Below are 23,899 nucleotides of genomic sequence, written 5' to 3'. Positions count from 1 at the left end.
CGCATTGCTCAGCAAAACGACACATATCGATCATCGCAGCGCGCACGCTAAGGTTGTGACGATTCATCGGTTCCGGTTCCGCGCGGTCCCTGCTTGAATGGAGACTCGACCGACCCGACTCCAGGAGATTCCCGATGTCCGACGTCCAGCACGCCGCTCACCCGTCTTCGCATGCTTCGCACCCCGCGCCGCGCACGGCCGCCGCTCCGCTCCAGCTTCGCCAGGTGGCCGGCCGGATCGGCGCCGAGATCGCCGGCGTCCGGCTGTCGGCCACGCTCGACGACGCGACGTTCGATGCGATCCAGGCCGCGCTGCTGCGCCACAAGGTGCTGTTCTTCCGTGGCCAGCACCAACTCGACGACACCGCGCAGGAAGCGTTCGCGCGCCGCTTCGGCGACACGGTCGCGCACCCGACCGTGCCGTCCGTCGACGGCAGCGCGCATCTGCTCGAACTCGATTCCGCGCACGGCGCCCGTGCGAATTCGTGGCACACCGACGTCACGTTCGTCGATGCATACCCGAAGATCTCGATCCTGCGCGCGGTCGTGATCCCGCCGTTCGGCGGCGATACGGTGTGGGCCAACACGGCCGCTGCGTACACGCATCTTCCCGACCCGCTGCGCGCGCTCGCCGACACGCTGTGGGCGATCCATACGAACGCATACGACTACGCGTCGACGCACGTGCACGCCGACGACACGCAACTGAAGCGCTACCGCGAAGTGTTCACGTCGACCGTCTACGAAACCGAGCACCCGGTCGTGCGCGTGCATCCGGAAACCGGCGAACGCACGCTCGTGCTCGGGCACTTCGTGCAGCGGCTCAAGGGGCTGTCGGCGCAGGATTCCGCGCACCTGCTGCAGGTCTTCCACGAGCACGTGACGCGTCTCGAGAACACCGTGCGCTGGAACTGGGAGGAAGGCGACGTCGCGATCTGGGACAACCGCGCGACGCAGCACTACGCGATCAACGACTACGGCGATGCGCGCCGCGTCGTTCGACGCGCGACGGTTCACGGTGATGTACCGGTCGGGATCGACGGCCGCCAGAGCGTCGTGCTGAAGGGGCCGGGCGCGACGCTGCAATAACGTCCGCGTACCGCGGCGGCGGCACCGTTCCGTGCGCGCCGCCGCACGTTCCCAGCCATTCGCCACCCACTGGACACTCGAGCATGAACCTCCCTCCGCCGCACCGACGCTTGCACACGCAACGATGTCGGCCATCCGCCCCGTTCACTTCCGCCAGGAGCGTCGCATGAGCGCCCTACCCGAACCGGCCGCCCAGCCGGTCGACGTGATCCCGCTGTCGGCCCATATCGGCGCGGAAATCCGCGGCGTCGACCTCACGCAACCGTTGACCACGCCGCAGATCGCGGCCATCCGCACCGCGCTGCTGAAATGGCGCGTCATCTTCTTCCGCGAACAATTCCTCACGCACGACCAGCACGTCGCGTTCTCCGCGCAGTTCGGCGAGCCGACGGTCGGCCACCCGGTGTTCGGGCACGTCGACGGTCATCCGGCCGTCTATTCGATCGCGAAGCACCGCAAGGCGACGCGCTTCGAAGGCGAACCGGTGCGCCGGCCGTGGACGGGCTGGCACACCGACGTGACGGCCGCCGTGAACCCGCCGTGGGCATCGATCCTGCGCGGCGTGACGATCCCGCCGTACGGCGGCGACACGCACTGGACCAACCTGGTACGCGCGTATGAAACGCTGTCCGCGCCGCTGCGCGGTTTCGTCGACGGCTTGCGCGGCATCCACCGCTTCACGCCGCCGGCCGGTGCGCGCGCCACCGGCGCGTTCGACGACGCGGTCGAGCGCCGCCCGCTCGTGACCGAGCATCCGCTCGTGCGCGTGCATCCGGAGACCGGCGAACGCGCGCTGTACGTGAGCCCGAGCTTCCTGAAATCGATCGTCGGGCTGACGCCGCGCGAGAGCCAGGCGTTGCTCGAACTGCTGTGGGAACATGTGACGCGGCCGGAATTCACGATCCGCTTCAAATGGGAACCGCGCAGCATCGCGTTCTGGGACAACCGCGCGACCGCGCATCTCGCGCCCGTCGACATCTTCGATCTCGACTTCGACCGCCAGCTCTACCGTACGACGCTCACCGGCGACGTGCCGGTCGGCCCCGACGGCCGGCCCTCGGTCGCGCTCGAAGGCACGCCGGTCGAAACGGCAGCGGCCGTCGCGCTCAACTGACCGCAACCGGCGCCGGCGCACGCGAGCGCGCCGGCCCTTCCTCTGTCAATCCAGCCACACGCCGTCGAACCGGTGCCCGCCGAGCGGCGAGAACGTCAGCCCGTGTACGCGCTTGGACACCGGCAGCGACACGATCGACGTCGCAATCGGCGTGAACGGCACCTGATCCTTGAACACCACCTGCGCCTGTTCGTACAGCGCCGTGCGCTTCGCGACGTCCGCATTCGAGCGCGCCGCGCTCACCAGCTTTTCGAAATCCTGGTTGCACCACTTCGCGAGGTTGCTGCCGTGCACCGCGTCGCAGCCGAGCAGCGTGCCGAGCCAGTTGTCGGGATCGCCGTTGTCGCCGGACCAGCCGTACAGGATCGCGTCGTGCTGCCCGTCGTGCTTCGCGCGGCGGTTATATTCGCCCCATTCGTAGCTGACGATCTTCGCGCGCACGCCGATCTTTGCCCAGTCCTGCTGAATCAGTTGCGCCATCAACTGCGCATTCGGGTTGTACGGCCGCTGAACGGGCATCGCCCACAGCGTCAGGTCGAAGCCGTTCGGGAAACCGGCCTGCGCAAGCAGCGCCTTCGCGGCGGCCGGATCGCGCGGCGCATCCTTCAGGCGCGGGTTGTACGACCATTGCGCAGGCGGCATCGGGTTCGCCGCGATCTTCGCGTCGCCGTTGAAGACGGTCTTCACGATCGCCGTCTTGTCGATCGCGATGTCGAGCGCGCGCCGCACGTCGACGCGATCGAGCGGCGCATGCTGCGTGTTGTATGCGACGAAACCGACGTTGAAGCCCATCCCCGAGAACAGCGCCAGCTTCGGGTCGCGCCGCACCGTGTCGAGATCGGCCGGCCGCGGGAACACCGACACCTGGCACTCGCCGGCCACGAGCTTCTGCAGGCGCGCGGCCGGATCGGGCGTGATCGCGAACACGAGGCGCGCGAGCTTCACGTCGTCCGGTTTCCAGTAGTCGGGGTTTGCTTCGTAGCGGATCAGCGCATCCTTCTGGTACGTACGCAGCAGGAACGGCCCGGTGCCGACCGGGAACTGGTTGATGTCGGCCTCGCGATGGCGCGCCGCGAGCTGCGACGCATATTCGGCCGACAGGACCGACGCGAACGCCATCGCGAGGTTGCGCACGAACACGACGTCGGGTGTCTTCAGCACGAAGCGCACCGTGTAGTCGTCGACCTTCTCGATCCGCTCGACGTTGCGGTCGAAGCCGAGATCGCTGAAGTACGGGAAGCTGACCGGGTAGGCCTTGCGGAACGGATCGTCAGGATCGAGCATGCGGCGGAACGTGAACACGACATCGTCGGCCTGGAACGGCCGCGTCGGCTTGAACCACGCGGTCGTCTGGAATTTCACGCCGCGCCGCAGGTGGAACGTGATCGTGCGCTGGTCGGGCGACACGTCCCAGCTCGTCGCGAGCGACGGTTCGAGATCGAGCGTGCCGCGCTTGAACTGCACGAGCCCGTTGTAGATCGTGTACGTGCTCGCGTCGAAATCGGTGCTCGTCGTGTGCTGGCCCGGATCGAAACCGGCCGGGCTGCCTTCGGTGCAGTACACGAGCGTTTTGCCGGCCGGCGCGGCGAGCGCCTGCGTGGCCGCGCCGGCGAGCAGCAGCGACGCGGCCATGCAACGAAGTGCCGCAACGGCATGCGGTGCGCGACGCATGTGACGCGCGGCTGACGAAACGAAAGAATTCTTCATGGTGGCGGAGAGAAGGAAGGGCTGTCATGCAAATGACGACGGCCGATCTTCGCGCGCCTCCCGCCGATCGCTTACCAATTAATTCGGCGTTGCTTATCGCCGCAGGTGCATCCCGCTGCCCGTGCATGAATATGTCCACGCTAGCGCCGGGAGATCGCCCGCAAGACCCTTCGCGCCACATCGCAGCGTGCCGCCGCCTTCCGGCCCCCTGCAGACTCTCCGGAATTGGCGCATCGTATCGGCTGGCAAACGCCGGCCAAGGGCGCGCCGGGATCCGCCCGACGCCGCCGCGCCGCCGGTTCCTGGAGGACCCACGATGTCGATCAACTCCGATACGCCCTCTCGTCCCGTCAAATCGCCGGGCCCCGATCATCCGATCACGATCGAACCGCATCCGTCGCGCGTGGTGGTCAAGGTGGCCGGCAAAGTCGTCGTCGATACGCGTCGCGCGCTGGCGTTGCGCGAAGCCAGCTACCCGGCCGTACTCTACGTCCCGCGTGAAGACGCCGAAATGTCGCTGCTGCAGCGCACGGACCATTCGACCTACTGCCCGTACAAGGGTGACTGCGCGTATTACTCGATCCCGGCCGGCGGCGAACGCGCGACCAATGCCGTGTGGACGTACGAGCATCCGTATCCGGCCGTCGAAGCGATTCGCGGGCACCTCGCGTTCTATCCGGACCGCGTCGACTCGATCGAGGAAAGCGCCACCGGCACCGATTGAGCGCCGCTGATTTGCATATGCGCATTCATTGGTTGGCCGCCGGCACGTGCGGCCGTATCGTCCTGAATCCGGCGCGGGCCGGCCCGGTGCGAGCATCGCCCGCATCGGGCCCCGTCCTGCGCCGGCCGCGCCGCCTTGGCGCGCGACCCGTGAACCCGCACGCAGGACACCCGATGAGCGACACACCGCACGCAGACGTTGAAACGCCCCCGGCGAACCCGCGCCGCCGCCAATGGCTGCACGGCGCGGCCGCCGGGCTTGCCGGGCTCGCGCTCGGGCCGCTCGCGACCCTGCCCGCACTGGCCCAGGGCAATGGCACGCGGCTGCGCATCGGGTTCCAGAAATACGGCAACTTCGTCGTGCTGAAGGCACACGGCACGCTCGAGAAGCGCCTGGCGAGCCAGGGCGTCGCGGTGCAATGGCTCGAATTCCCGGCCGGCCCGCAACTGCTCGAAGGGTTGAACGCCGGCGCGATCGACGTCGGCACGGTCGGCGAAACGCCGCCGATCTTCGCGCAGGCGGCCGGCGTCGATTTCGTCTATATCGGCAACGAGCCGCCCGCGCCGCAGGGCGAAGCGATCGTCGTGCTGCCCGATTCGCCGATTCGCAACGTCGCGCAGTTGCGCGGCAAGAAGGTCGCATTCAACAAGGGCTCGAACGTCCACTACCTGCTCGTGAAGGCGCTCGAACGCGCGGGCCTCGCGTATGCGGACATCCAGCCGATCTACCTGACGCCCGCCGACGCGCGCGCCGCGTTCGTGCAGCGCAGCGTCGATGCGTGGGTGATCTGGGATCCGTATCTGGCGGCCGCCGAGCGGCAACTCGGCGCGCGCGTGATCGCGAACGGCGACGGGCTCGTGCGCAACACGCAGTACTACCTCGCCGCGCGCAAGTACGCGGCCGCTTATCCGCAGGTGCTGCGCGCGCTGCTCGACGAAGTCGACGCGGTCGATCGCTGGGCGCGCGACCACACGCCCGACGTCGCCGCGCAACTGTCGCCGCTCGTCGGCCTCGACGCGCCGACGCTCGAAGTCGCGCTCAAGCGCGCCGGCTACGGCGTGCAGCCTGTCACCGACGCGACGGTCGCGTATCAGCAGAACATCGCCGACACGTTCAGCACGCTGAAGCTGATTCCCGGCAAGCTGACGGTCGCCAGCGCGCGCTGATGCGCCGCCGAAACGCGATGCGACACGTTACGACGCAGGCGTCGCGCCGATGCGCCGCCATTCGTCGTAGTCGGTGACGAGGCCGGCTTCGTCGATCGCGATGTCGGCCGCATAGGTGCCGCTCTCGTAGCGATATACGAGCGGCCCCGTACGCGTATAGCGCTGCTCGCCGCGCACGATGGCGAAATCCGGAAAGCGTAGCCAGGCGGTATGGATCGTCGCCGAATCGCCGACGGCCAGCGCCAGCCGCCGGATCGGCAGCGTATTGGTCGACGGGCTGAAACCGAGGTCGATGTCGGTCGCGCCCGCGAGCATCGGCGCGTCGACGCCGTCGATCGTCCAGCGCTCTGCGTCGCATGCGATGTCCAGTTGTTGCGGCGGCAACGCGCCGATCCAGCGTGTCACGCGCGCCGAGCGCGTGCGCCAGTCGGCGCCGCAGGCGATCGCATAGTCGATGCGAAACGGCGTGCCGTCGATCGCGCCCGATACCGAACCCGACAGATCGATTCGCGTGCGCGTCTCCGCGAGCCGGCACCATTCGGCCGCCTGCCACGTCTGCACGATCTGCCATGCGACGCATCGCGTGCGCACCGCTTCATCCTGTTGCGTCATGTCGCCGTCTCCTGTCGGTCGTGCGAAGGCCGATTTTCGCTCATCGCGCCGATGAACACACGCGGCTTCGGCGGTCGGCACGTTCGCCGGCACCCATCGGTTTTTGACCGATAGTCAGTATCGGATCAACCCGCACCGCCGGGCCGGCGACGCTTTGGTACCATCCGTCGAGCGGAACACGCTCCGGCACGCACCGTCGTTCGTCGACGACACTGGGCATCGGCCGGGAATCGGACAAGCAGACAACAGGCGCAACTACATGGATTTGTTGGCGACGATGCGCATCTACGTCAGGGTCGTGGAGCGCGGCACGATGTCCGGCGCGGCGCGGGATCTCGACATGGGCCAGCCGGCCGTCAGCGAGCGCATCGAACGACTCGAAAAACATCTCGGCACGCGGCTGCTGCTGCGCAGTGCGCGCACCCTGACCTGCACGGAAGAAGGCCGCATCTTCTACGAGCACAGCAAGGCGCTGCTCGACGCGGCCGAAGTGGCGGTCGCATCGGTATCGAAGACGGAACACGCGCTCGACGGCACGATCCGGCTCGCGGCGCCGCAATGCTTCGGCGAGGTCGTGATGCCGCGCGTGCTGATGCAGGTCCGCACCGCGTATCCGGAATTGCACATCGACCTGGTGCTGAACGACGACATCGTCGATCCGGTCACCGAAGGCGTCGACATTTCGATCCGGGTCGGCCAACTCGGCAACGGCGGGTTCGTCGCGCACGCGCTCGGCGAGGTCGGCCGCGTGCTCGTCGCCGCGCCGTCGTATCTCGACCGGCACGGCCCGCTCGACACGCAGGCCGATCTCGCGGCCCATCCGTTCATTCGCGTGAAAGGTGTCTTCGCCAACGAGCAGTTGCCGCTGCAACGAGACGGCGGCGCAGTCCAGCACGCGCGGATCCGGACGGTCATGACCACGAGCCACTGGCGCCCGATGTTCGACACGATCGTGGCCGGCGGCGGCATCGGCGTGGTGCAGCACCCGGCCTGCGCCGACGCGCTCGCGCGCGGCGAACTCGTCCGGCTCCTGCCGCAGTACGCGATCCCCGATTTCGCGCTCAATGCGCTCGTGCACGCGCAGCGGCCGCTGCCGCCGCGCGTGCGGGCCGTCGTCGATCTGCTGAAGCAGGAAATCCCGCCGCTGCTGACGAAGCGCCACCGGTGACGACGACAGCCACCGGCAGTCACCGATGGCCGCCCGCTGTCACGCCTGCAGCGACTTCCCCGGCTCCTTCACGTGCGCGTCGACTTCCATCTGGTAGAAGCGCGCGCTGACGAAGCCGAACAGTGTCCAGCCCAGGAACACGCACAGGCCGCCGAGCATCAGCGCCTGCTCGCCCGAGCTGTACAGCGCATAGAAGCTGTACGCGGTGGCCACCATCGCGATCGCGTTCGTCAGCAGTGCCTTGGCCGGCGGCACCTTCGCGACCTTCTGGATCGTGATCAGCGCGGCCATCGACATCACGTACGGCACGAGGTTCGTGACGACCGCGAGATCGACGATCTTCTGGAACTGGCTGCTCAGTTCCGGGCTGATCGTCATCAGCGCCAGCGCGACCTGCGCGACGAGCAGGAGCACCATGCCGACGATCGGCGTGCCCGTGCGAGTCGCACGTGCGAACACCGGCAGGAAGTAGCCGACGTCCGCCGAGCTCTTGAACACCTGCGCAACCGTGAACTGCCAGCCGAGCAGCGAGCCGATGCACGCGATCACCATCAGCGCGGTGACGATCGTACCGACCGTCGGCGTGAACATCGTCGCGAACGCGATGCCGAACGGCGCGTTCGATTGCGCGAGGATCGCGTTGGGCACGATCCCCGCGATCACGTTGGTCGACACGATGTAGAAGATCGCCGACGCGACCGTGCCGCCGAGCACGGCGATCGGCACGTTGCGCTCCGGATTCTCCACCGCGTCCGAGTTCGCGCATGCCGATTCGAGCCCGAGGAACGCCCACAGCGTCACCGCGATCGAGCTGCCGACGGCAGGCCCGAACGGCAGGTTGTGCGGATTCCACGCGGCGCCCCAGGTCGCGCCGCTGAACCAGAACCAGCCGATCAACGACACGATGACGACCGGAATGATCACGCCCCACACGGTGACCGCGCCGATCCGGCCGGTGATGCGCGAGCCGCCGAAGTTCGCGATCGTCGTGAGCACGAGCAGGAAGATGGTCCACAGGCACGTTTGCAACGGCGACAGCGTCGCGTCGAACAACACGGTGCCGTAGCCGACCGCCGTGACGCCGATCGCGACGTTGGCGATCACGAGCGACAGCCCGTACGTGTAGTTCGCCATGTAGTTGCCGGCCTTGCCGAACGCGTATTCCGCGTAGCCGCCCATCCCGCCCGGCTTGCGGCTCAACATCCCGCAGCGCGCGAACGCATAGGCCAGCGCGAGCGAGCCGCCGGCCGTGACGATCCACGACAGCAGCGAGATCGTGCCGACCTGCGCGAGCTTCGACGGCAGCAGGATGATGCCGGAGCCCATCATGTTGACCGCCGTGAGGATGGTGAGCTGCCAGACATTCATCCGGTTCTTCGCCGCGGCCGCCGGGGCCGCGGCGGATAGGTGCGCTGCGTTTTCCATGATGTCGATCCTTCGATGTGAGGCCGCCGCGCGGCCGGTCGCTCGTTCGTCCGGCCGCCCGCTCAGGCCGCCAGGCAGTACACGCGGTACGTGCCGTCCTCGACTTCCACGCCGTGCGTGTCGTGCGCGAAGCCCGGAAAGCGCCGGTCGTACGCTTCGAGCGCCTTCAGGTAACCGAGCACCGGGCCGCCTGCCGGCCCCGCGTTCTCGCCCGGCATCAGCAGCGGAATGCCCGGCGGATACGGCACGACACCGGTGGCGACCGTGCGCCCGGCGAGCTCGTCGAGCGTGACCTGCTCGACGCGGCCTTGCACGAGATGCTCGTATGCGCGCACCGGGCTCATCTCCGGCTTCGGCAGGATCGAGAATGCCTCCGACATCAGCCGCGTCGTGCCGAGCTGCTCCATCGCCGCGAACATCGTGTCGGCCAGGTCCTTCAGCCCCATGCCCGCATAGCGCGCGCCATGCGCCTTCGCGAGCGACGGAATCGCCATGTCGAGCGGCAGGTTCGCGTCGTAGTCGCGCTTGAAGTCGCACAGCGCGCTGACGAGCGAGCCCCACTTGCCCTTCGTGATGCCGATCGAGAACAGGAACAGGATCGTGAAGTCGGTCGTCTTCTCGACGACGATCCCGCGCGCATCGAGATAGGCCGTGACGACGCTCGCCGGGATGCCGACCGGCATCAGGCCGCCGGCCGGTGCGACGCCCGGCGTGACGATCGACACCTTGATCGGATCGAGCATGCAGTAGCCGTCCTCGATATTGCCGAAGCCGTGCCATTGCGCGCCGGGTTTCAGCATCCAGCACCACGGGTCGGTGGCGAGCAGGTCCGGCGGCGCCTCGTGGAACGGCAGCGACCGGCCCGTGCGCGTGTCGAGCACCGTATCGGGCTGCCAGCATTCGACGAACCAGTCGCCCTTCGCCGCGTACTCGGCATTCATCCGCGCGATCATCTGCCGGAACGCGACGGCCTCCTCGATCGACTCGCGCGTCAGCGCTTCGCCGCCGGGGCCGTCCATCATCGCGGCCGCGACGTCGTTCGACGCGATGATCGCGTAGTTCGGCGACGTCGACGCGTGCATCATGAACGTTTCGTTAAACTGACCATGCGGAATCGGGCTGCGGCCGTCGCGCACGTGGATGTACGACGCCTGCGACAGCGCGGTCAGCAGCTTGTGCGTCGACTGCGTCGCGAACACCGTGGGGCGGTCCGCATGATGGTCGCGCGGGTCGCCGTGCATCGCATGGCGGTCGCGGTAGATCGGATTGAAGCGCGCGTAGCCATACCACGCTTCGTCGAAGTGCAGCCGGTCGACGCTCGCACCGAGCAGTTCCTCGACGCGCGTGACGTTGTAGCAGAGGCCGTCGTAAGTCGAGTTCGTGACGATCGCGTGCTTCGGCTGGCGATCGGCCAGCCCGGCCGCGAGCGGGTTCGATGCGATCGCCTCACGGATCGCCGCCTGCGTGAGGCGCTCGGACGCGATCGGCCCGATGATCCCGTAGCGGTTGCGCGTCGGCACGAGGTAGGTCGGGATCGCACCCGACATCGTCATCGCGTGCTCGGCCGACTTGTGGCAGTTGCGGTCGCACAGCGCGATCTGGTCGCGGCTCACGCTCGCCATCAGAATGATGCGGTTCGACGTCGACGAGCCGTTCGTCACGTGATACGTGCGATGCGCGCCGAACACGCGCGCCGCGTAGCGCTCGCTTTCGCCGATCGGGCCCGAGTGGTCGAGCAGCGAGCCGAGTTCGCCGACCGAGATCGACAGGTCGGAGCGGAACAGCGATTCGCCGAAGTATTCGAAGAACGCGCGGCCGACCGGCGACTTCAGGAAGCCCGTGCCGCCCGTGTGGCCGGGCGTATGCCACGAGTATTCGTAAACACGCGAGAACTTCGCGAGCGCACCGAACATCGGCGGCAGCACGGTCGAGCGATAGCGTTCGATCGCCGCGTGGATGCGCCCGCCGATAAAGTCGGCCGTATCCTCGAGCAGCCAGACGAAATCGTCGACCTGCCCCATGACCGCGGACGGCACCGTCGACGCGACGCTGCGGTCGGCCAGCAGGAAGATCGGCACGTTGGCATTGCGCTGCCGGATCGCGTCGACCACGGCCTCGGACGGCCCGTGGCCGTCCACGCCGAGATCCCAGTCGAGCAGCACGCACTGGATCGACGGATCGGAACGGATCAGCACGATCGCATCGTCGGCGGAGGTTGCCGTGAGCACGTCGATGTCGCGTTGCGCGAGCTCCGCGCTCAGTGTGCGGACCGCGCGCCCGGTTGCCGTTTCCTGCGTGATTTCGTCGTCGACCAGCAGCGCACGCATGCCGAGACGACGAATGCCACCGACGGGTGTACTCATGATGTTGCCCTCGCTGTTCCGTTGCTTCGTTGGTGTTGTACGTCTCACGAGCACGCGGACAGCAGGCCACGGTCGGCGACATGAGACGCTCGCAATTCCGGTTTGATTCGCCATCCAATTCGGAGCCGACTATGCCATAGTTGCCTTTCGATGAAAAGCCGACGAATCAGTAAAACCGTCGATCCCTTTTCAAATCGGATTTCATAATTGGATCATTTTTATGTGCGCTGCAGCATATCAATTTGAGATAATTTGATCATCCTCATGCCGCAATGTCATTGTCATTTCCGGTCGATTGAATTCGCCGGATTTTGTTGCTAGGATCGGCTGCGCCGCGCATTGACCGGCGGCGGCTGCCCCCGCCGCGTAAGGCTGCCTGGCGCGGTGCGCATTCGGCATTCAGCATTCGCGGGAGCATTTCAATCGGCTGCGGCGCGTGTCGGATTACCCGACGGCACGAATGCAGCGCCCGCTTCCGCACATTTTCGGGAGAATTCGCGTGAGCCTGTTGAAAATCGCAGTCGAGCCGGCGCTGATTGGCGCCTTCCTCACCACGCACGAACAGGTCGACGTATTCCAGACCGATTTCACGAATATCGCGGCAATCGTCGTCGGAATCGATTCGGCACAAAAGGTTCTGAAAGCCGTCGAAAGAACCGGCTTCGCGATTCCGTTCTTCGTCGCGGTCGAACCCGACCAGGAAGTGCCGCCGTCGGTCCTGCCGAACGCGAGCGGCGTGATCCAGCTCGGGCACGGCGGCCGCCACTATTACGGCCGGCAGATTTCGTCCGCCGCCGATATCTACAGCGAGAACCTGCTGCCGCCGTTCTTCAAGGTCATGCGCGACTACGTGCAGCGCGGCTACGTCGAGTTCGACTGCCCTGGCCACCAGGGCGGCCAGTTCTTCTCGAGTCATCCGCTCGGCCGGATGTTCTTCGACTTCTTCGGCGAAACGCTGTTTCGCTCCGACCTCTGCAACGCGGACGTCCGGCTCGGCGACCTGCTGATCCACGAAGGCCCCGCGCTCGAAGCGCAGCGCAACGCCGCGCGGATCTACAACGCGGACAAGACCTGGTTCGTGCTGAACGGCACGTCGACGTCGAACAAGGTCGTCACGAGCGCGCTGCTCGCGCCCGACGATCTCGTGCTGTTCGACCGCAACAACCATAAATCGGTGCACCTCGGCGCGCTCGTGCTGTCCGGCGCGCGACCGGTCTACCTCGAGACCGCGCGCAACGCGTGGGGCCTCATCGGCGGTGTCGACAACGCGGCGCTCGATGAAGCGCGCATTCGCGACGCGATCCGCGACGTCGCCCCCGAGCGCGCCGACCGGCCGCGCCCGTTCCGGCTCGCGGTGATCCAGCTCGGCACCTATGACGGCACGATCTACAACGCGCGGGAAATCGTCGACCGGATCGGGCATCTGTGCGACTACATCCTGTTCGATTCGGCGTGGGTCGGCTACGAGCAGTTCATCCCGATGATGCAGGACTGCTCGCCGCTGATGCTGACGCTCGGCCCCGACGACCCCGGCATCCTCGTCACGCAGTCGGTACACAAGCAGCAGGCCGGCTTCTCGCAGACGTCGCAGATCCACAAGAAAGACAGCCACATCGAAGGCCAGAAGCGCTTCTGCGATCACCGGCGCTTCAACAACGCGTACATGATCCATGCGTCGACGAGCCCGTTCTACCCGATGTTCGCAGCGCTCGACGTCAATGCGCAGATGCACGCGGGGCCGGCCGGCAAGCGCCTGTGGCGCGACTGCGTCGCGCACGGCGTCGAAGCACGCAAGCTGCTGCTGAAGACCTGCCGCCAGATCCGCCCGTTCGTTCCGCAGCATGTCGACGGCCGCCCGTGGGCCGACTACCCGACCGAGCAGATCGTCGACGACCTGCGCTTCTTCCGCTTCCATCCGGCCGACACGTGGCACGGCTTCGAAGGTTATGCGGACAACCAGTACTTCGTCGATCCGTGCAAGCTGTTGCTGACGACGCCCGGCATCGATCGCGACACGCACGAGTACGCGCCGTTCGGCGCGCCGGCGCCGATCCTCGCGCGCTACCTGCGCGAGCACGGCGTCGTGCCCGAGAAAGCCGACCTGTACACGATCCTGTTCCTGCTCACGCCGTCGGAAAGCTTCGGCAAGCTGCAGCATCTGGTCGCGCACCTCGCGCAGTTCGAACGCCATCTCGACCAGGACACGCCGCTGCGCGAAGCGATCCCGTCGTTGTGCGAAGCATATCCGGAGCTGTACGGCAACATGCGCCTGCGGCAGTTGTGCCAGCGTATGCACGACTTCTACCGCAGCCACGACATGAAGCATTTGCAGAAGCAGATGTTCCGCCGCGCGCAGTTCCCGAAGCAGGCGATGCTGCCACAGGCCGCGAATGCCGAATTGATCCGCAACAACGTCGAGCTCGTCACGCTCGACCGCATCGAAGGCCGGGTCGCGACCGAAGGCGCGCTGCCCTATCCGCCCGGCATCTTCTGCGTGGTGCCCGGCGAAACGTGGGGCGGCCCGGCGCTCGACTACTTCCGCGCGCTCGAAGCCGGGATCAACGCACTGCCGGGTTTCGAACCGGAAATCCAGGGCGTCTACCTGCAGACGAAGCCGGACGGCACGAAGCAGGCATCGGCGTACGTGGTGGTCGAGCACGCGCGCGCGGCGCTGGCCTGAGCGCGTCGGTGGCCGGCCCGCGCGGCACCCGCGCACGGGCCGGGCCCTGCGGTCGCGTCCTGCATTCCGCGACAACCGAAGCGTCGCGTCGAACCCATCCGTCGATTCGATCCGATGCGGCCCCGCCCCTGCCCCGCGCCGTCGCGTCGTGCGTAAAGGACGGGGTTGCGTTGGAGATTCGCGTATCTCTGCTGGCCGGCGTCGCCGAAAACATCTGTGTCGGCATCCTGCCGGCCAGCTCACCGCGATTCACGCCCGCCGCGTCACCACGCCTGCCGATAGATCGCCAGCGCGTCGGCCTCCGTCACCTCGCGCGGATTGTTCACGAGCAGGCGCGTCTGCAGCATCGCGTCCGACGCCATCCTCGGCAGGTCGCCCTCGCCGATGCCGACTTCGCGCAGCGTGCGCGGGATGCCCGTCGCGACGATCAGCCGGTCGATCTCCGCGATCAGCGCATGCGTCCTCGCTTCGTCGCTGCCCGTCGCCGACGGCGCGACGATCGCCGCGAGTTCCGCATACCGCGGCGCGGCGGCCGGCGCGTTGAAGCGCAGCACGTGCGGCAGCACGAGCGCATTCGACAGCCCGTGCGGCACGTGGAAGATCCCGCCGACCGGATAGGCCAGCGCATGCACGGCCGCAACCGGCGCGTTCGCGAATGCCTGCCCGGCGAACATCGCGCCGACCAGCATCGCCTCGCGCGCGTGCCGGTCGTGGCCGTCGTCGCAGGCCGCGAGCAGGTTGCGCGACAGCAGCGTCAGCGCGTGCACGGCCAGCATGTCGGACACCGGATTCTTCAGCCGTGCGGACGTATAGGCTTCGATCGCATGCACCATTGCGTCGATGCCCGTCGCGGCGGTCGCCGCGCGCGGCAGGCCGAGCGTCAGCTCGGCGTCGAGGATCGCGACGTCCGCGAACAGGTGCGGCGACACGACGCCCATCTTGCGCGCCTCGCCGACCGTGACGATCGACACGGCCGTCACCTCGGAGCCCGTGCCGGCCGTCGTCGGCATCTGTACGAGCGGCAACCTTGGGCTCGCGACCTTGTCGACGCCGTACATGTCGGCCAGCGCCTGGTGCCCCGGCGCGAGCACCGCGATCAGCTTCGCGACGTCCATCGACGAACCGCCGCCCAGGCCAAGCACGATCTCGGCATCGGCCGCGACGGCCCGTTCGGTCGCTTCGAGCACCACGTGCTCGGGCGGATCGGCGATCACGTCGTCGATCACGGTGACCTGCCAGCCGTGCGCGGCGAGGCTCTCCAGCGCGGGCGCGAGCACGCCGCTGCGATGCAGGAACGCATCGGTGACGACGCACAGCCGCACGAGCGCCGGAAAGCGTTCGCGCAACAACGCGCCGAGCCGGCGCGCGGCGCCGAATTCGACGATCTGCGTCGGAACGGTACGGAATTGAAACGGGTTCATCGGGTGCCTCCCGGTGGCGTCGCCGTGCCGGTGTCGGGCTGCACCATGTAGCGCGACACGTCGCGGCGATCGAGCAGCGGAAAGATCGCCCCGATCCCGATGCGCTGGAAATGCGGCGTTTCCCGATGCACGTCGAGGCCGTCCGCGTGGCTGTAACGTTCGAGGATCACGATGTGGTCGGGGTCCGTCGCCGACCGGAAATACGCGTAGTCGAGATTCTTCGGCTCGGTGCGCGTCGCGGGCGCGAGTTCCGCGAGCAGCTCGATCACGCGGTCGCCGTTGCCGGGCTTCGCGTAGAAATGCGCGATGACCTGCAGGTAAGGTTCGTTCATGCGGTGCTCCGTGTTTGGCAAGTGCCCGTCACGACGGGGACGCACGCAATGTACTGGGCCCCGGACGGATTCGAACGCGATGCCGCGATACCGGTATCGCAGGCGCGTCGTCGCATTGTATTGAATCGGCGCTACGTTCGCAGTGCCCCGTAGTGCCGCCTGGCGCCGCGGCCGGACTGCGAACGACATGTCGAATCCCGCAGCGCACTCACGGCGAACCGTTTCGTCACCGGCCGCCCGCTCCGCCCGCCGATACACCGGCGACTACCACGGCACCGTCCGCCCCAGATAGTCGAGATATTCGAGCCCGGGCCGCGCCCGCTTCGCGATCAGCACGTCGACCAGGCTCGGCACGCTCTCGTCGATGGTCAGGCGCGCATCGGGGCCGCCGAGCTCCGTGCGAACCCAGCCGGGCGCCATCAGCGCCATCGCACGCCGCGTATCGGCCTGCCGAGCCGCGAAGCTGCGCATGAACTGGTTCAGCGCGGCCTTGCTGCCGCGATAGACCTCGCGCATCCCGCTGACGTTGTTCGCGACGCTGCCCTGCCCCGACGACATCGCACCGATCAGGCCGTCCTGGGTCACGAGATCCTGCAGCGCCTCGATCACGCGCATCGGCGCAAGCGCATTCGTGATCATCACGCGCACGAACTCGTCGGTCGTCACTTCGCCGATCGTTTCGTTCGGGTCGTTCGTCGTCCCTGCATTCACGAACAGCATGTCGAAGCGCCTGCCCGACAAGCGCTCGTGCAGCGCGGCCAGTTGCGCCGGCTCGCAGATATCGAGCGTCTCGATCCCGAGCCGGCCGTCGAACCGCTCAGCGAGATCGTGCAGCTTCGTGCGCCCCGCCCCTTCACGCACGGTGCCCGTTACGTTCCAGCCCTTGTTCAGGAATTGCTCCGCCATGGCAAGGCCGAGGCCGCGCGACGCGGCGACGAGCAGGAGCGTGGGTGCGTTCGGGGTCGATACAGTCGATTGCATGGTTTCTGCCTTTGCCGAGTTTCATGATGCGCCCACTATAGGCACGCACCGGACCATGCACCAGACGCACCGGATGCAATCGATAGTTGCATCGAACGCCATATCAGACCGCGCAGTGGCGTATCCTGTCCGCATGGAAGACATCGACCTGAATCTCGTTACCGCACTCGACACGCTGCTGTCGGAAGGCAGCGTGACGGGCGCCGCACGCCGGCTTGGCCTGAGCACGTCCGCCATGAGCCGCACGCTCACGCGGTTGCGGCTTTCCACCGGCGATCAATTGCTCGTGCGCGCCGGGCGCAAGCTCGTGCCCACGCCGCACGCGGCCGCATTGCGCGACCGCGTGCATGCGATCGCGAACGACGCGCGCGCCGTGCTGCGGCCGTCTACGGCCGACGTGGACATGGCGACGCTCGCATCGACGTTCACCATTCGCGCGTCAGCGTCGTTCATGGAAATGCTGTCCGGCCCGGTGGTCGCCGCGATCGGCGAAGTCGCGCCGCACGTGCGCATCCGCTTCGTGCCCAAGCCCGACCGCGATCCGCAAGCGCTGCGCGACGGCACCGTCGATCTGGAAATCGGCAAGCGCGGCGACGACGCGCCCGAGCTGCACACACGCATGCTCGGTCACGACTGGTACGTCGCGGTGGCGCGCGCAGGACATCCGCTGTTCGCGTCGGCCAGGATCACGCTCGCGCGCTACGCGGCCTGCCGTCACGTGATCGCATCGCAGCTCGGCGATTTCAGCGGACCGGCCGGCGACTCGGCCGACCGGTCCGGTCCGGGCCAGACCGTGCACGTCGTCGTCCCCGGCTACCCCGATGCAATGCGCGTCGCGGCCAGCACCGACCTGATCGCGCTGGTGCCGCGCTCGAGCCTCGGCAACGCGTTTTCGCCGGGGCTCGCAGAAGCCCTCGGGCTGCGCAGCTTCGAGATCCCGGCCCGCCTGCCCGCGATCCTCGTCTCCGCGCTGTGGCATCCGCGCATGCACGGCGACCCCGTCCACCGCCGCCTGCGCGACGCGGTCATTGCGGTCTGCCAGCGCGCGTATCCGGATTCCCGCGCGCCACGCACCCCGGCGCGCCGCACGGCCGGCTGACGCCGCGCGCGTACCCGAAGCCGGCCCGCACAACGCGCACGGCTCAGACCAGCCGGCCGCCGCCGTCGATGTGCAGGATTTCGGCGTTCATGAAGCCGTTGCCCAGCAGGAACGCGATCGCATCCCCGACTTCGTCGGCGCGACCGACACGGCCGCCCGGCAGCGCCGATGCGGCTCCCGCGAGGATCGCAGCGCGCGCTTCCGGGCCGAACGCGTCGTACAGCGGCGTCTCGACGAAACCGGGCGCGACGACGTTGACGCGAATCGGCTTCAGCTCCAGCGCGAGCGATTGCGCCAGCGCTTCGACGCCACGCACGGCGGCAGCAATGACGGACGTGCCTTGCGCGGACGGACGATCCGACAGTTGCCCGCCGGTCAGCACGATCGAGCCGGTCGCAGGCATCAACGGCAACGCGGCCCGGATCGCGTAGACCGGCCCGGCAATGCGCTCCTGTATCGCCGCGAGCAGATGATCGGGATCGGTGTCGCTCAGCTTGCCGGCGATGAACCGGCCGGACGTGACGACCAGGTGATCGACGCGCGTCATCGCGTCGAATACGGCCTGCACCGCGTGCCGGTCCGCGATATCGGCCACCGCGATGCGCGCGCCGCCGATCACGTGCGCGGCCGCCTCGAGCTTCGCGCGGGTCCGGCCGACCAGCGTGACGGTGGCGCCCTTCGCCTTCGCAGCCGCCGCGGCCGCGAGGCCGATTCCGGAGCTCCCGCCGAATATCACGACGTGCGCGCCGTCCAGTGTCGAAGATTGCAGTGCCTCGTTCATGTCGATTCCTCATCAGGGATTGAAGGTTTGCGAACGTTAGGTCATTCTCTATTGCGCCGGAACGTGGGAGACTTGCATAGGGTTCATTCCATAAGAGAATAATATGGATTCGCTGCGATCCATGCGCGTGTTTGTCCGCGCCATCGAGCTGGGCAATTTTTCGGCGGTCGCTCGCGAGGAAGGCACCGGCCAGCCGACGATCAGCAAGATCGTCGCCGCGTTCGAACAGGAACTGGGCGTTCGCCTGCTCGAACGCTCGACGACGAGCCTCGCGCCGACCGACGAAGGCCGGCGATTCTACGACCGCTGCAAGCGCGTGCTCGACGAATACGAAAGCGCGGTGGCCGACGTGCGCGGGCAAACGCTGCGGCCGGTCGGCAAGCTGGTCGTCAACGCGCCGCTGGGGCTGGGCGAGTTGAGGCTGAACGCGCTCGTGCTCGAATTCCTCGCCGCGTGGCCGGAGATCGACGTCGAACTTCATTTGACCGATCGCGTGATCGATCTGGTCGAGGAAGGCGTCGACGTCGCCATTCGCCTGGGCCACATGCTGCCGCCGGATGTCGTCGCACGAAACATCGCGTCGTCGCCGCGCCTGCTGGTGGCCGCGCCGGCCTATCTGTCGCAGGCGCCGAGGGTCCGCCGGCCGGAAGACCTGGCGAAGCACGAGTATGTCGGATACGCGCGCGCGGACATCATCGGCAGCGGACTGGAATTTGTGCGGGGCGACGAGAAAATCGCCGTTCCGGTGCACGGCCGGTATCGCGTGAACAGCTCGATCGCGCTGCGGGAATGCTTCCTGGCCGGGAACGCGGTGGGCAGCGCGCCGGCGTGGCTCGTTCAGGACCTGATCGACACCGGCCAGCTCGTCCGGCTGCTGCCGAAGTGGGACATGATTCCGCCGCATGCGCTGCACCTCGTGTATGCGTCGCGCCGGTATCTGCCGCTCAGAACCCGCACGTTCCTGCAGTTCATGGCGCAGCGGATTCCCGAATTGCCCGGATTCAGCGCGACGACGATGAAAGCCGCAGCCGCATCGCGGCAAACCCGCTGACCGACTGCCGCCACGGTCACGGCCGGCCGGGCGCCGATCCGTCACCGTTTCCCCGCCCCGTCGCGTCATCGCTATTGCAGCGCGCCGTGGCGGCGCCGGCGGGCCCTTCGGCTAAAATGCCGCACTTTCCACCTTGTCCGGCCCGCTCGCCATGCAACCCGCCTCCCACGCCCAACCCGCCTCCCACGGCGCCGACGCCGCAGAATCGTCTCGCGACCTCGTCTACGGCCCGAACGACCGGCCGGCGCCGATGGTCGCCTTCGTCGCCGCGCTGCAGCACCTGCTGGCGATCATCGTGCCGATCGTCACGCCAGGCCTGCTGATCTGCCAGGCGCTCGGCGTGTCCAGCCGCGATACGACCCTGATCGTGTCGATGTCGCTGGTGATTTCCGGCATCGCCACCTTCGTCCAGTGCAAGCGCTTCGGCCCGCTGGGCGCGGGCCTGCTGATCGTCCAGGGCACCAGCTTCAACTTCGTCGGCCCGCTGATCGCGGGCGGCAGCCTGATGGTCAAGCAGGGCACGCCGGTCGAGACCGTGATGGCCGCGATCTTCGGCGTCGTGATGGCCGGTTCGTTCGTCGAGATGAGCGTGTCGCGCATCCTGCCGTTCGTGAAGCGCCTGATCACGCCGCTCGTCACCGGCATCGTCGTGCTGCTGATCGGCCTCACGCTGATCAAGGTCGGCCTCATCAGCATGGGCGGCGGCTTTGGCGCGATGGCCAAGGGTACGTTCGCGAGCGCGGAGAACCTGACGTTGTCGGGCCTCGTGCTCGGCACGATCATCCTGCTGAACCGCGTGCCCATCGTCTGGGTGCGCAGCACCGCGCTCGTCATCGCGCTCGTGATCGGCTACCTCGCGGCCGCGTTCCTCGGCCGCCTCGACTTCACCGGCATGCACCAGGCCGCGCTGTTCCAGGTTCCGACGCCGCTGCACTTCGGCATCGGCTTCTCGTGGTCGCTGTTCGTGCCGATGCTGATCATCTACCTCGTGACGTCGCTCGAAGCGATCGGCGACGTCACCGCCACCAGCAAGATCTCGAACGAGCCGGTCGAAGGGCCGGTGTGGATGCAACGAATCAAGGGCGGCGTGCTCGTCAACGGCGCGAACTCGCTGCTGGCCGGCGTGTTCAATACGTTCCCGAGCTCGGTGTTCGCGCAGAACAACGGCGTGATCCAGATCACCGGCGTCGCGAGCCGCCATGTCGGCATCTGGATCGCGGGCATGCTCGTGGTGCTCGGCCTGTTCCCGGTCGTCGCCGGCGTGCTGCAGGCCGTGCCGGAGCCGGTGCTCGGCGGTGCGGCGATGGTGATGTTCGGCGCGGTGGCCGCATCGGGCATCAACATCCTCGCGGGCGTCCAGCTCGATCGCCGCGCGCTGCTGATCATCGCGGTGTCGCTGGCGCTCGGCCTCGGCGTGTCGCAGGTGCCGGACATTCTGAACAGCCTGCCGCACGCGCTGAAGAACGTGCTGGAATCGGGCGTCGCAACGGGCGGCATCTGCGCGCTCGTGATGAACTGGTTCCTGCCGGAAAAGAAGTAAGGATGGGCACGCGGCAACCGCGCGGTGCGTCAGGCACCGCGCGGTTGCCATGAACACCGGTTCGACCCGACCGCGCCTGACAGCCTCGTACCAGCGGCAATCCGCATCGCCCGAAATAAGATGCGCACCCGACGAACGACGCGCGTATGATGAACTCATCCGAGCATTCGCGACCCGTTCGACTGCTCGCCCTCCATCCCCTCTCTTGCTGCATCGCGCTCACTTTCGCGCGCAGCGTTACGCCTTTCGCCCCACCCGGTCGCGCCACACATTGGCGATACTGGCCGGACGCGTTCGTCCTGCGCTTCGTCGCAACCGAACGTTCAGCAGCTCGTCATGAGCGTGCATCTCTATCGCGGCTTCGACTATCGCCCGCTCATTTGCCCCATGTGACGGCGCAGAACGACCGCCCGCATGACGACGGCGCCGGCTTCGACACAATGGTCGGGATTTTGCCGGCGGGGCACGGACGACAACATCGCTCGACATTGGCCCGTGCGGCGGCTTTCGCGCGAAATCGAACGCTCTCGCCGCGCAGCAAACCAAGAATTGAACCATAACCGGGAGTCGATAAAAATGAGCTGGTACTGCGATGTGGAGCGCGAACTGGCTCATATCAGGGGAGCGATCGGACTGCTCGAGCAGTCGCACGACGCCTTTACCAACCGATCGCTGGTGAGCGATCCGGCGTATTGGCGAGTCAAGCTCGACACACTCCGGACACGATGTGAGCGCAATAAGGTACTCGAATACCAAATCAATGAACTGTTCGCTCGCCTCGATCGAATCCGGGATCCGAACATTCACCAATAAGAATCTGCCACGCACGTCCGGGAATTCGATTGCGCATCGATCCGGGACCCAACACGTGTTGAATGCCGAATTGCAAGCTGCAGCATCGGCTCGACGAACGCGGCATCCGCGGCACCGGCCGTCGCGCGAGTCGCTTTGAACCGGCCTCACTCGCGAGTCGGTCCGTCATCCTTAACGTTTTTCTGGCATGTACGCATACCGGGAAGCAGCCAACCCGGGACCCTGCCGGACTTCGGAGCAACATCATGATTGATGCCAACCCAAACAGCACCTTTCGGCACCTTCCACTGACACCCGAACAGGATGCGGAAATCCGCCACTACATCAAGAAAAAGGAACACCGGGGCGAACCATGGGATACCCCGGAACTGGCGACGATGCTCAGAGACATGCTCGATCCCCCTCCCAACGACGACGACGAGCCTGACGCCGACATTGAGGAAACGAAGCTGGCCTGCGAGTGTGCATTGGCCTCGATCGACGATGCCATGGAACCTGTTTCCGCGAGTGAGGAACGAAACGCGGCAATGGAAGCCGAGGAGATGAAGCACCCCAGGGGGTAGCGCGCCTACAGGCCCGACACGCGAGCCTGCGAATTTCGTGGAAGTCCGGTCGTGCGTTCAGTTGCGTAACGGCGGCAACGGCCGCGATCGCGCCGGCGTTCGATCGCAAATATCCACGGCACGATCGTCCACAACGCATCGCCACATCGCGACTCACACCTCGTTCGACAGGCTGATGCGATCGCTGATTGCTTCCGATCCGATCGCAGGCATTGCACCTGCGTCGAGTGCGTTTCGCCATCCTGACCGAATCCCCTTTCGAGCAAATCGCGGCAGCGCACGCCCTGTGCAGACGACCGCTCGGAAGAAGTTCAGTGCGCCCATAGCTGGCCACGCCGCTCGATCGAGGCCACAACGATATTCAGCACATGGCGGACGACGTCCTCATCCGTCATACCCGCATCGAGGTACTGCCGGACCTTCATGATCTGTGGCTGATGGGAACCGTCGCCATTGTCCATCACGAAAATCCTGGCCGTTCCGGCATCGGTCATCAGCGCTACCTGAATGGTCTTGCCGCAAGCGATCGTCTGCATGCTTAGGGTAGTCATCGCCGTGTCCGGTCTGGTTATTGGGGCCTTAAGTATGCGCCCCGAGAGCCGGACGAATCCGCCTGTAAACGCTCCTTTTCCAGCCGATTCGTCGGCAATTCGCAGGTTGCGAGCAGCTTTGACTTATCGACCGGTGCAATTGCGGCGCCGGTCGCACAAGTTTGTTTTGCATCCGTTCCCGACGGTTCCAGGTGCTCGCATACGTCACCCTGGACATAACCGGCTTCCATACGCGAGCGGTTCCGGCCAATGCCGCCTTGGCACCGTGATAAGCGCTGGCTAGAATCACGCCAGTGTCCACGCCCCCGAGCCCATGAGTTCCCTACAATCGACCGAAGTAGTCATCAAAGAACGGGCGACGATCGTCTGCTACCGCGACGGCCAGGTGTTGCTCGTCGCGCGCGCGTCGTCGCGCTGGGCCCTTCCCGGCGGCACGATCAAGCGCGCGGAAACGCCGCTCGAAGCCGCGCATCGCGAGTTGTGCGAAGAAACCGGCCTGGTCGGCCAGCATCTCGTTTACTCGATGCAATTCACCGGGCTCGCGAAGGCACATCACGTGTTCTTCGCGGAAGTCGGCCCGGACCAGACGCCGCAAGCGAACAACGAGATCGAGCATTGCAGGTGGTTTCCCATCGACGGCGTCGGCGAATTGCGCGCGAGCATCCCGACGAAGCGAATCGTCGAACTCGTCCACAACCACGAAATCCGCAAGTCGTAGCC

The 23,899-nt window shown here is 66.7% G+C and carries 21 protein-coding genes; 12 read left to right on the top strand and 9 right to left on the bottom strand.

The features are described 5' to 3' along the window. Window positions 1-134: 134 nt before the first annotated feature. The gene (locus tag R9B84_RS24670) at window positions 135-1,088 is read left to right on the top strand and encodes a TauD/TfdA dioxygenase family protein (protein WP_423762653.1); all 954 of its coding nucleotides are present in this window, start codon (window positions 135-137) and stop codon (window positions 1,086-1,088) included. Between the two features lie 166 nt (window positions 1,089-1,254). Then, window positions 1,255-2,202, top strand: a complete 948-nt coding sequence (locus R9B84_RS24665) for a TauD/TfdA dioxygenase family protein (protein ID WP_423762652.1) — start codon at window positions 1,255-1,257, stop codon at window positions 2,200-2,202. Between the two features lie 45 nt (window positions 2,203-2,247). Here R9B84_RS24665 and R9B84_RS24660 read toward each other — a convergent pair whose 3' ends face one another. Further along, window positions 2,248-3,909, bottom strand: a complete 1,662-nt coding sequence (locus R9B84_RS24660) for an ABC transporter substrate-binding protein (protein ID WP_423762651.1) — start codon at window positions 3,907-3,909, stop codon at window positions 2,248-2,250. Window positions 3,910-4,225: 316 nt separating this feature from the next. Here R9B84_RS24660 and R9B84_RS24655 point away from each other — a divergent pair, with 316 nt between their 5' ends. Both R9B84_RS24655 and R9B84_RS24650 read left to right on the top strand, forming a co-directional pair. Then, window positions 4,226-4,633, top strand: coding sequence for a DUF427 domain-containing protein (locus R9B84_RS24655; protein WP_423762650.1), 408 nt, complete (start codon window positions 4,226-4,228; stop codon window positions 4,631-4,633). A 173-nt stretch (window positions 4,634-4,806) separates the two neighbouring features. After that, window positions 4,807-5,799, top strand: coding sequence for a sulfonate ABC transporter substrate-binding protein (locus R9B84_RS24650; RefSeq protein ID WP_423762649.1), 993 nt, complete (start codon window positions 4,807-4,809; stop codon window positions 5,797-5,799). 27 nt (window positions 5,800-5,826) lie between these two features. On the opposite strand, the gene R9B84_RS24645 is transcribed toward R9B84_RS24650, so the two are convergent. Next, window positions 5,827-6,411 carry a putative glycolipid-binding domain-containing protein gene (locus R9B84_RS24645; protein WP_423762648.1) on the bottom strand — a complete coding sequence of 195 codons (585 nt, stop codon included), beginning with the start codon at window positions 6,409-6,411 and terminating at the stop codon, window positions 5,827-5,829. A gap of 259 nt (window positions 6,412-6,670) precedes the next feature. On the opposite strand from R9B84_RS24645, the gene R9B84_RS24640 reads away from it, so the two are divergent. Continuing rightward, entirely contained in the window at window positions 6,671-7,579 is a 909-nt protein-coding gene (locus R9B84_RS24640; RefSeq protein ID WP_423762647.1) for a LysR family transcriptional regulator, read from the top strand. Between the two features lie 39 nt (window positions 7,580-7,618). Here R9B84_RS24640 and potE read toward each other — a convergent pair whose 3' ends face one another. After that, window positions 7,619-9,004 carry a putrescine-ornithine antiporter gene (potE, locus tag R9B84_RS24635; RefSeq protein ID WP_423762646.1) on the bottom strand — a complete coding sequence of 462 codons (1,386 nt, stop codon included), beginning with the start codon at window positions 9,002-9,004 and terminating at the stop codon, window positions 7,619-7,621. A 62-nt stretch (window positions 9,005-9,066) separates the two neighbouring features. Next, window positions 9,067-11,367, bottom strand: coding sequence for an Orn/Lys/Arg decarboxylase N-terminal domain-containing protein (locus tag R9B84_RS24630; protein ID WP_423762645.1), 2,301 nt, complete (start codon window positions 11,365-11,367; stop codon window positions 9,067-9,069). Between the two features lie 499 nt (window positions 11,368-11,866). Between R9B84_RS24630 and R9B84_RS24625 the strand changes: the two genes are divergently transcribed. Further along, entirely contained in the window at window positions 11,867-14,047 is a 2,181-nt protein-coding gene (locus R9B84_RS24625; protein WP_423762644.1) for an ornithine decarboxylase, read from the top strand. Between the two features lie 263 nt (window positions 14,048-14,310). On the opposite strand, the gene R9B84_RS24620 is transcribed toward R9B84_RS24625, so the two are convergent. The 3 genes from R9B84_RS24620 to R9B84_RS24610 form a co-directional block, all read right to left on the bottom strand. Further along, window positions 14,311-15,468 carry an iron-containing alcohol dehydrogenase gene (locus R9B84_RS24620; RefSeq protein ID WP_423762643.1) on the bottom strand — a complete coding sequence of 386 codons (1,158 nt, stop codon included), beginning with the start codon at window positions 15,466-15,468 and terminating at the stop codon, window positions 14,311-14,313. After that, on the bottom strand, window positions 15,465-15,800 hold the full coding sequence (locus tag R9B84_RS24615) for a putative quinol monooxygenase (protein ID WP_423762642.1): 336 nt from the start codon (window positions 15,798-15,800) through the stop codon (window positions 15,465-15,467). The genes R9B84_RS24620 and R9B84_RS24615 overlap by 4 nt, the downstream gene beginning before the upstream one ends. A gap of 264 nt (window positions 15,801-16,064) precedes the next feature. Beyond that, the gene (locus R9B84_RS24610; RefSeq protein ID WP_423762641.1) at window positions 16,065-16,781 is read right to left on the bottom strand and encodes an SDR family oxidoreductase; all 717 of its coding nucleotides are present in this window, start codon (window positions 16,779-16,781) and stop codon (window positions 16,065-16,067) included. A gap of 133 nt (window positions 16,782-16,914) precedes the next feature. Here R9B84_RS24610 and R9B84_RS24605 point away from each other — a divergent pair, with 133 nt between their 5' ends. Further along, entirely contained in the window at window positions 16,915-17,880 is a 966-nt protein-coding gene (locus R9B84_RS24605) for a LysR family transcriptional regulator (protein ID WP_423762640.1), read from the top strand. Between the two features lie 43 nt (window positions 17,881-17,923). Here the strand turns inward: R9B84_RS24605 and R9B84_RS24600 are convergent, their stop codons facing one another. Beyond that, window positions 17,924-18,661, bottom strand: a complete 738-nt coding sequence (locus tag R9B84_RS24600) for an SDR family oxidoreductase (protein ID WP_423762639.1) — start codon at window positions 18,659-18,661, stop codon at window positions 17,924-17,926. Between the two features lie 103 nt (window positions 18,662-18,764). Here R9B84_RS24600 and R9B84_RS24595 point away from each other — a divergent pair, with 103 nt between their 5' ends. The 4 genes from R9B84_RS24595 (at window position 18,765) to R9B84_RS24580 (ending at window position 22,628) form a co-directional block, all read left to right on the top strand. Next, the gene (locus R9B84_RS24595) at window positions 18,765-19,712 is read left to right on the top strand and encodes a LysR substrate-binding domain-containing protein (protein ID WP_423762638.1); all 948 of its coding nucleotides are present in this window, start codon (window positions 18,765-18,767) and stop codon (window positions 19,710-19,712) included. A 151-nt stretch (window positions 19,713-19,863) separates the two neighbouring features. Next, complete coding sequence (locus R9B84_RS24590) at window positions 19,864-21,252, top strand: nucleobase:cation symporter-2 family protein (RefSeq protein ID WP_423762637.1); 1,389 nt, start codon at window positions 19,864-19,866, stop codon at window positions 21,250-21,252. A 414-nt stretch (window positions 21,253-21,666) separates the two neighbouring features. Then, on the top strand, window positions 21,667-22,065 hold the full coding sequence (locus R9B84_RS24585) for a hypothetical protein (protein ID WP_423762636.1): 399 nt from the start codon (window positions 21,667-21,669) through the stop codon (window positions 22,063-22,065). A 245-nt stretch (window positions 22,066-22,310) separates the two neighbouring features. Beyond that, entirely contained in the window at window positions 22,311-22,628 is a 318-nt protein-coding gene (locus R9B84_RS24580; protein ID WP_423762635.1) for a hypothetical protein, read from the top strand. Between the two features lie 311 nt (window positions 22,629-22,939). Here R9B84_RS24580 and R9B84_RS24575 read toward each other — a convergent pair whose 3' ends face one another. Continuing rightward, the gene (locus tag R9B84_RS24575; RefSeq protein WP_423762634.1) at window positions 22,940-23,179 is read right to left on the bottom strand and encodes a hypothetical protein; all 240 of its coding nucleotides are present in this window, start codon (window positions 23,177-23,179) and stop codon (window positions 22,940-22,942) included. Between the two features lie 313 nt (window positions 23,180-23,492). Between R9B84_RS24575 and R9B84_RS24570 the strand changes: the two genes are divergently transcribed. Further along, window positions 23,493-23,897, top strand: coding sequence for an NUDIX hydrolase (locus tag R9B84_RS24570; protein WP_423762633.1), 405 nt, complete (start codon window positions 23,493-23,495; stop codon window positions 23,895-23,897). Window positions 23,898-23,899 lie beyond the last annotated feature (2 nt).

The sequence above is a fragment of the Burkholderia sp. NLJ2 genome (genome assembly GCF_049487195.1).
In the GTDB taxonomy this organism is placed as follows: Bacteria; Pseudomonadota; Gammaproteobacteria; order Burkholderiales; family Burkholderiaceae; genus Burkholderia; species Burkholderia pyrrocinia.
The sequence above is the reverse complement of the archived record's forward strand: the minus strand, read 5'-3'. Positions and strand labels throughout refer to the sequence as shown.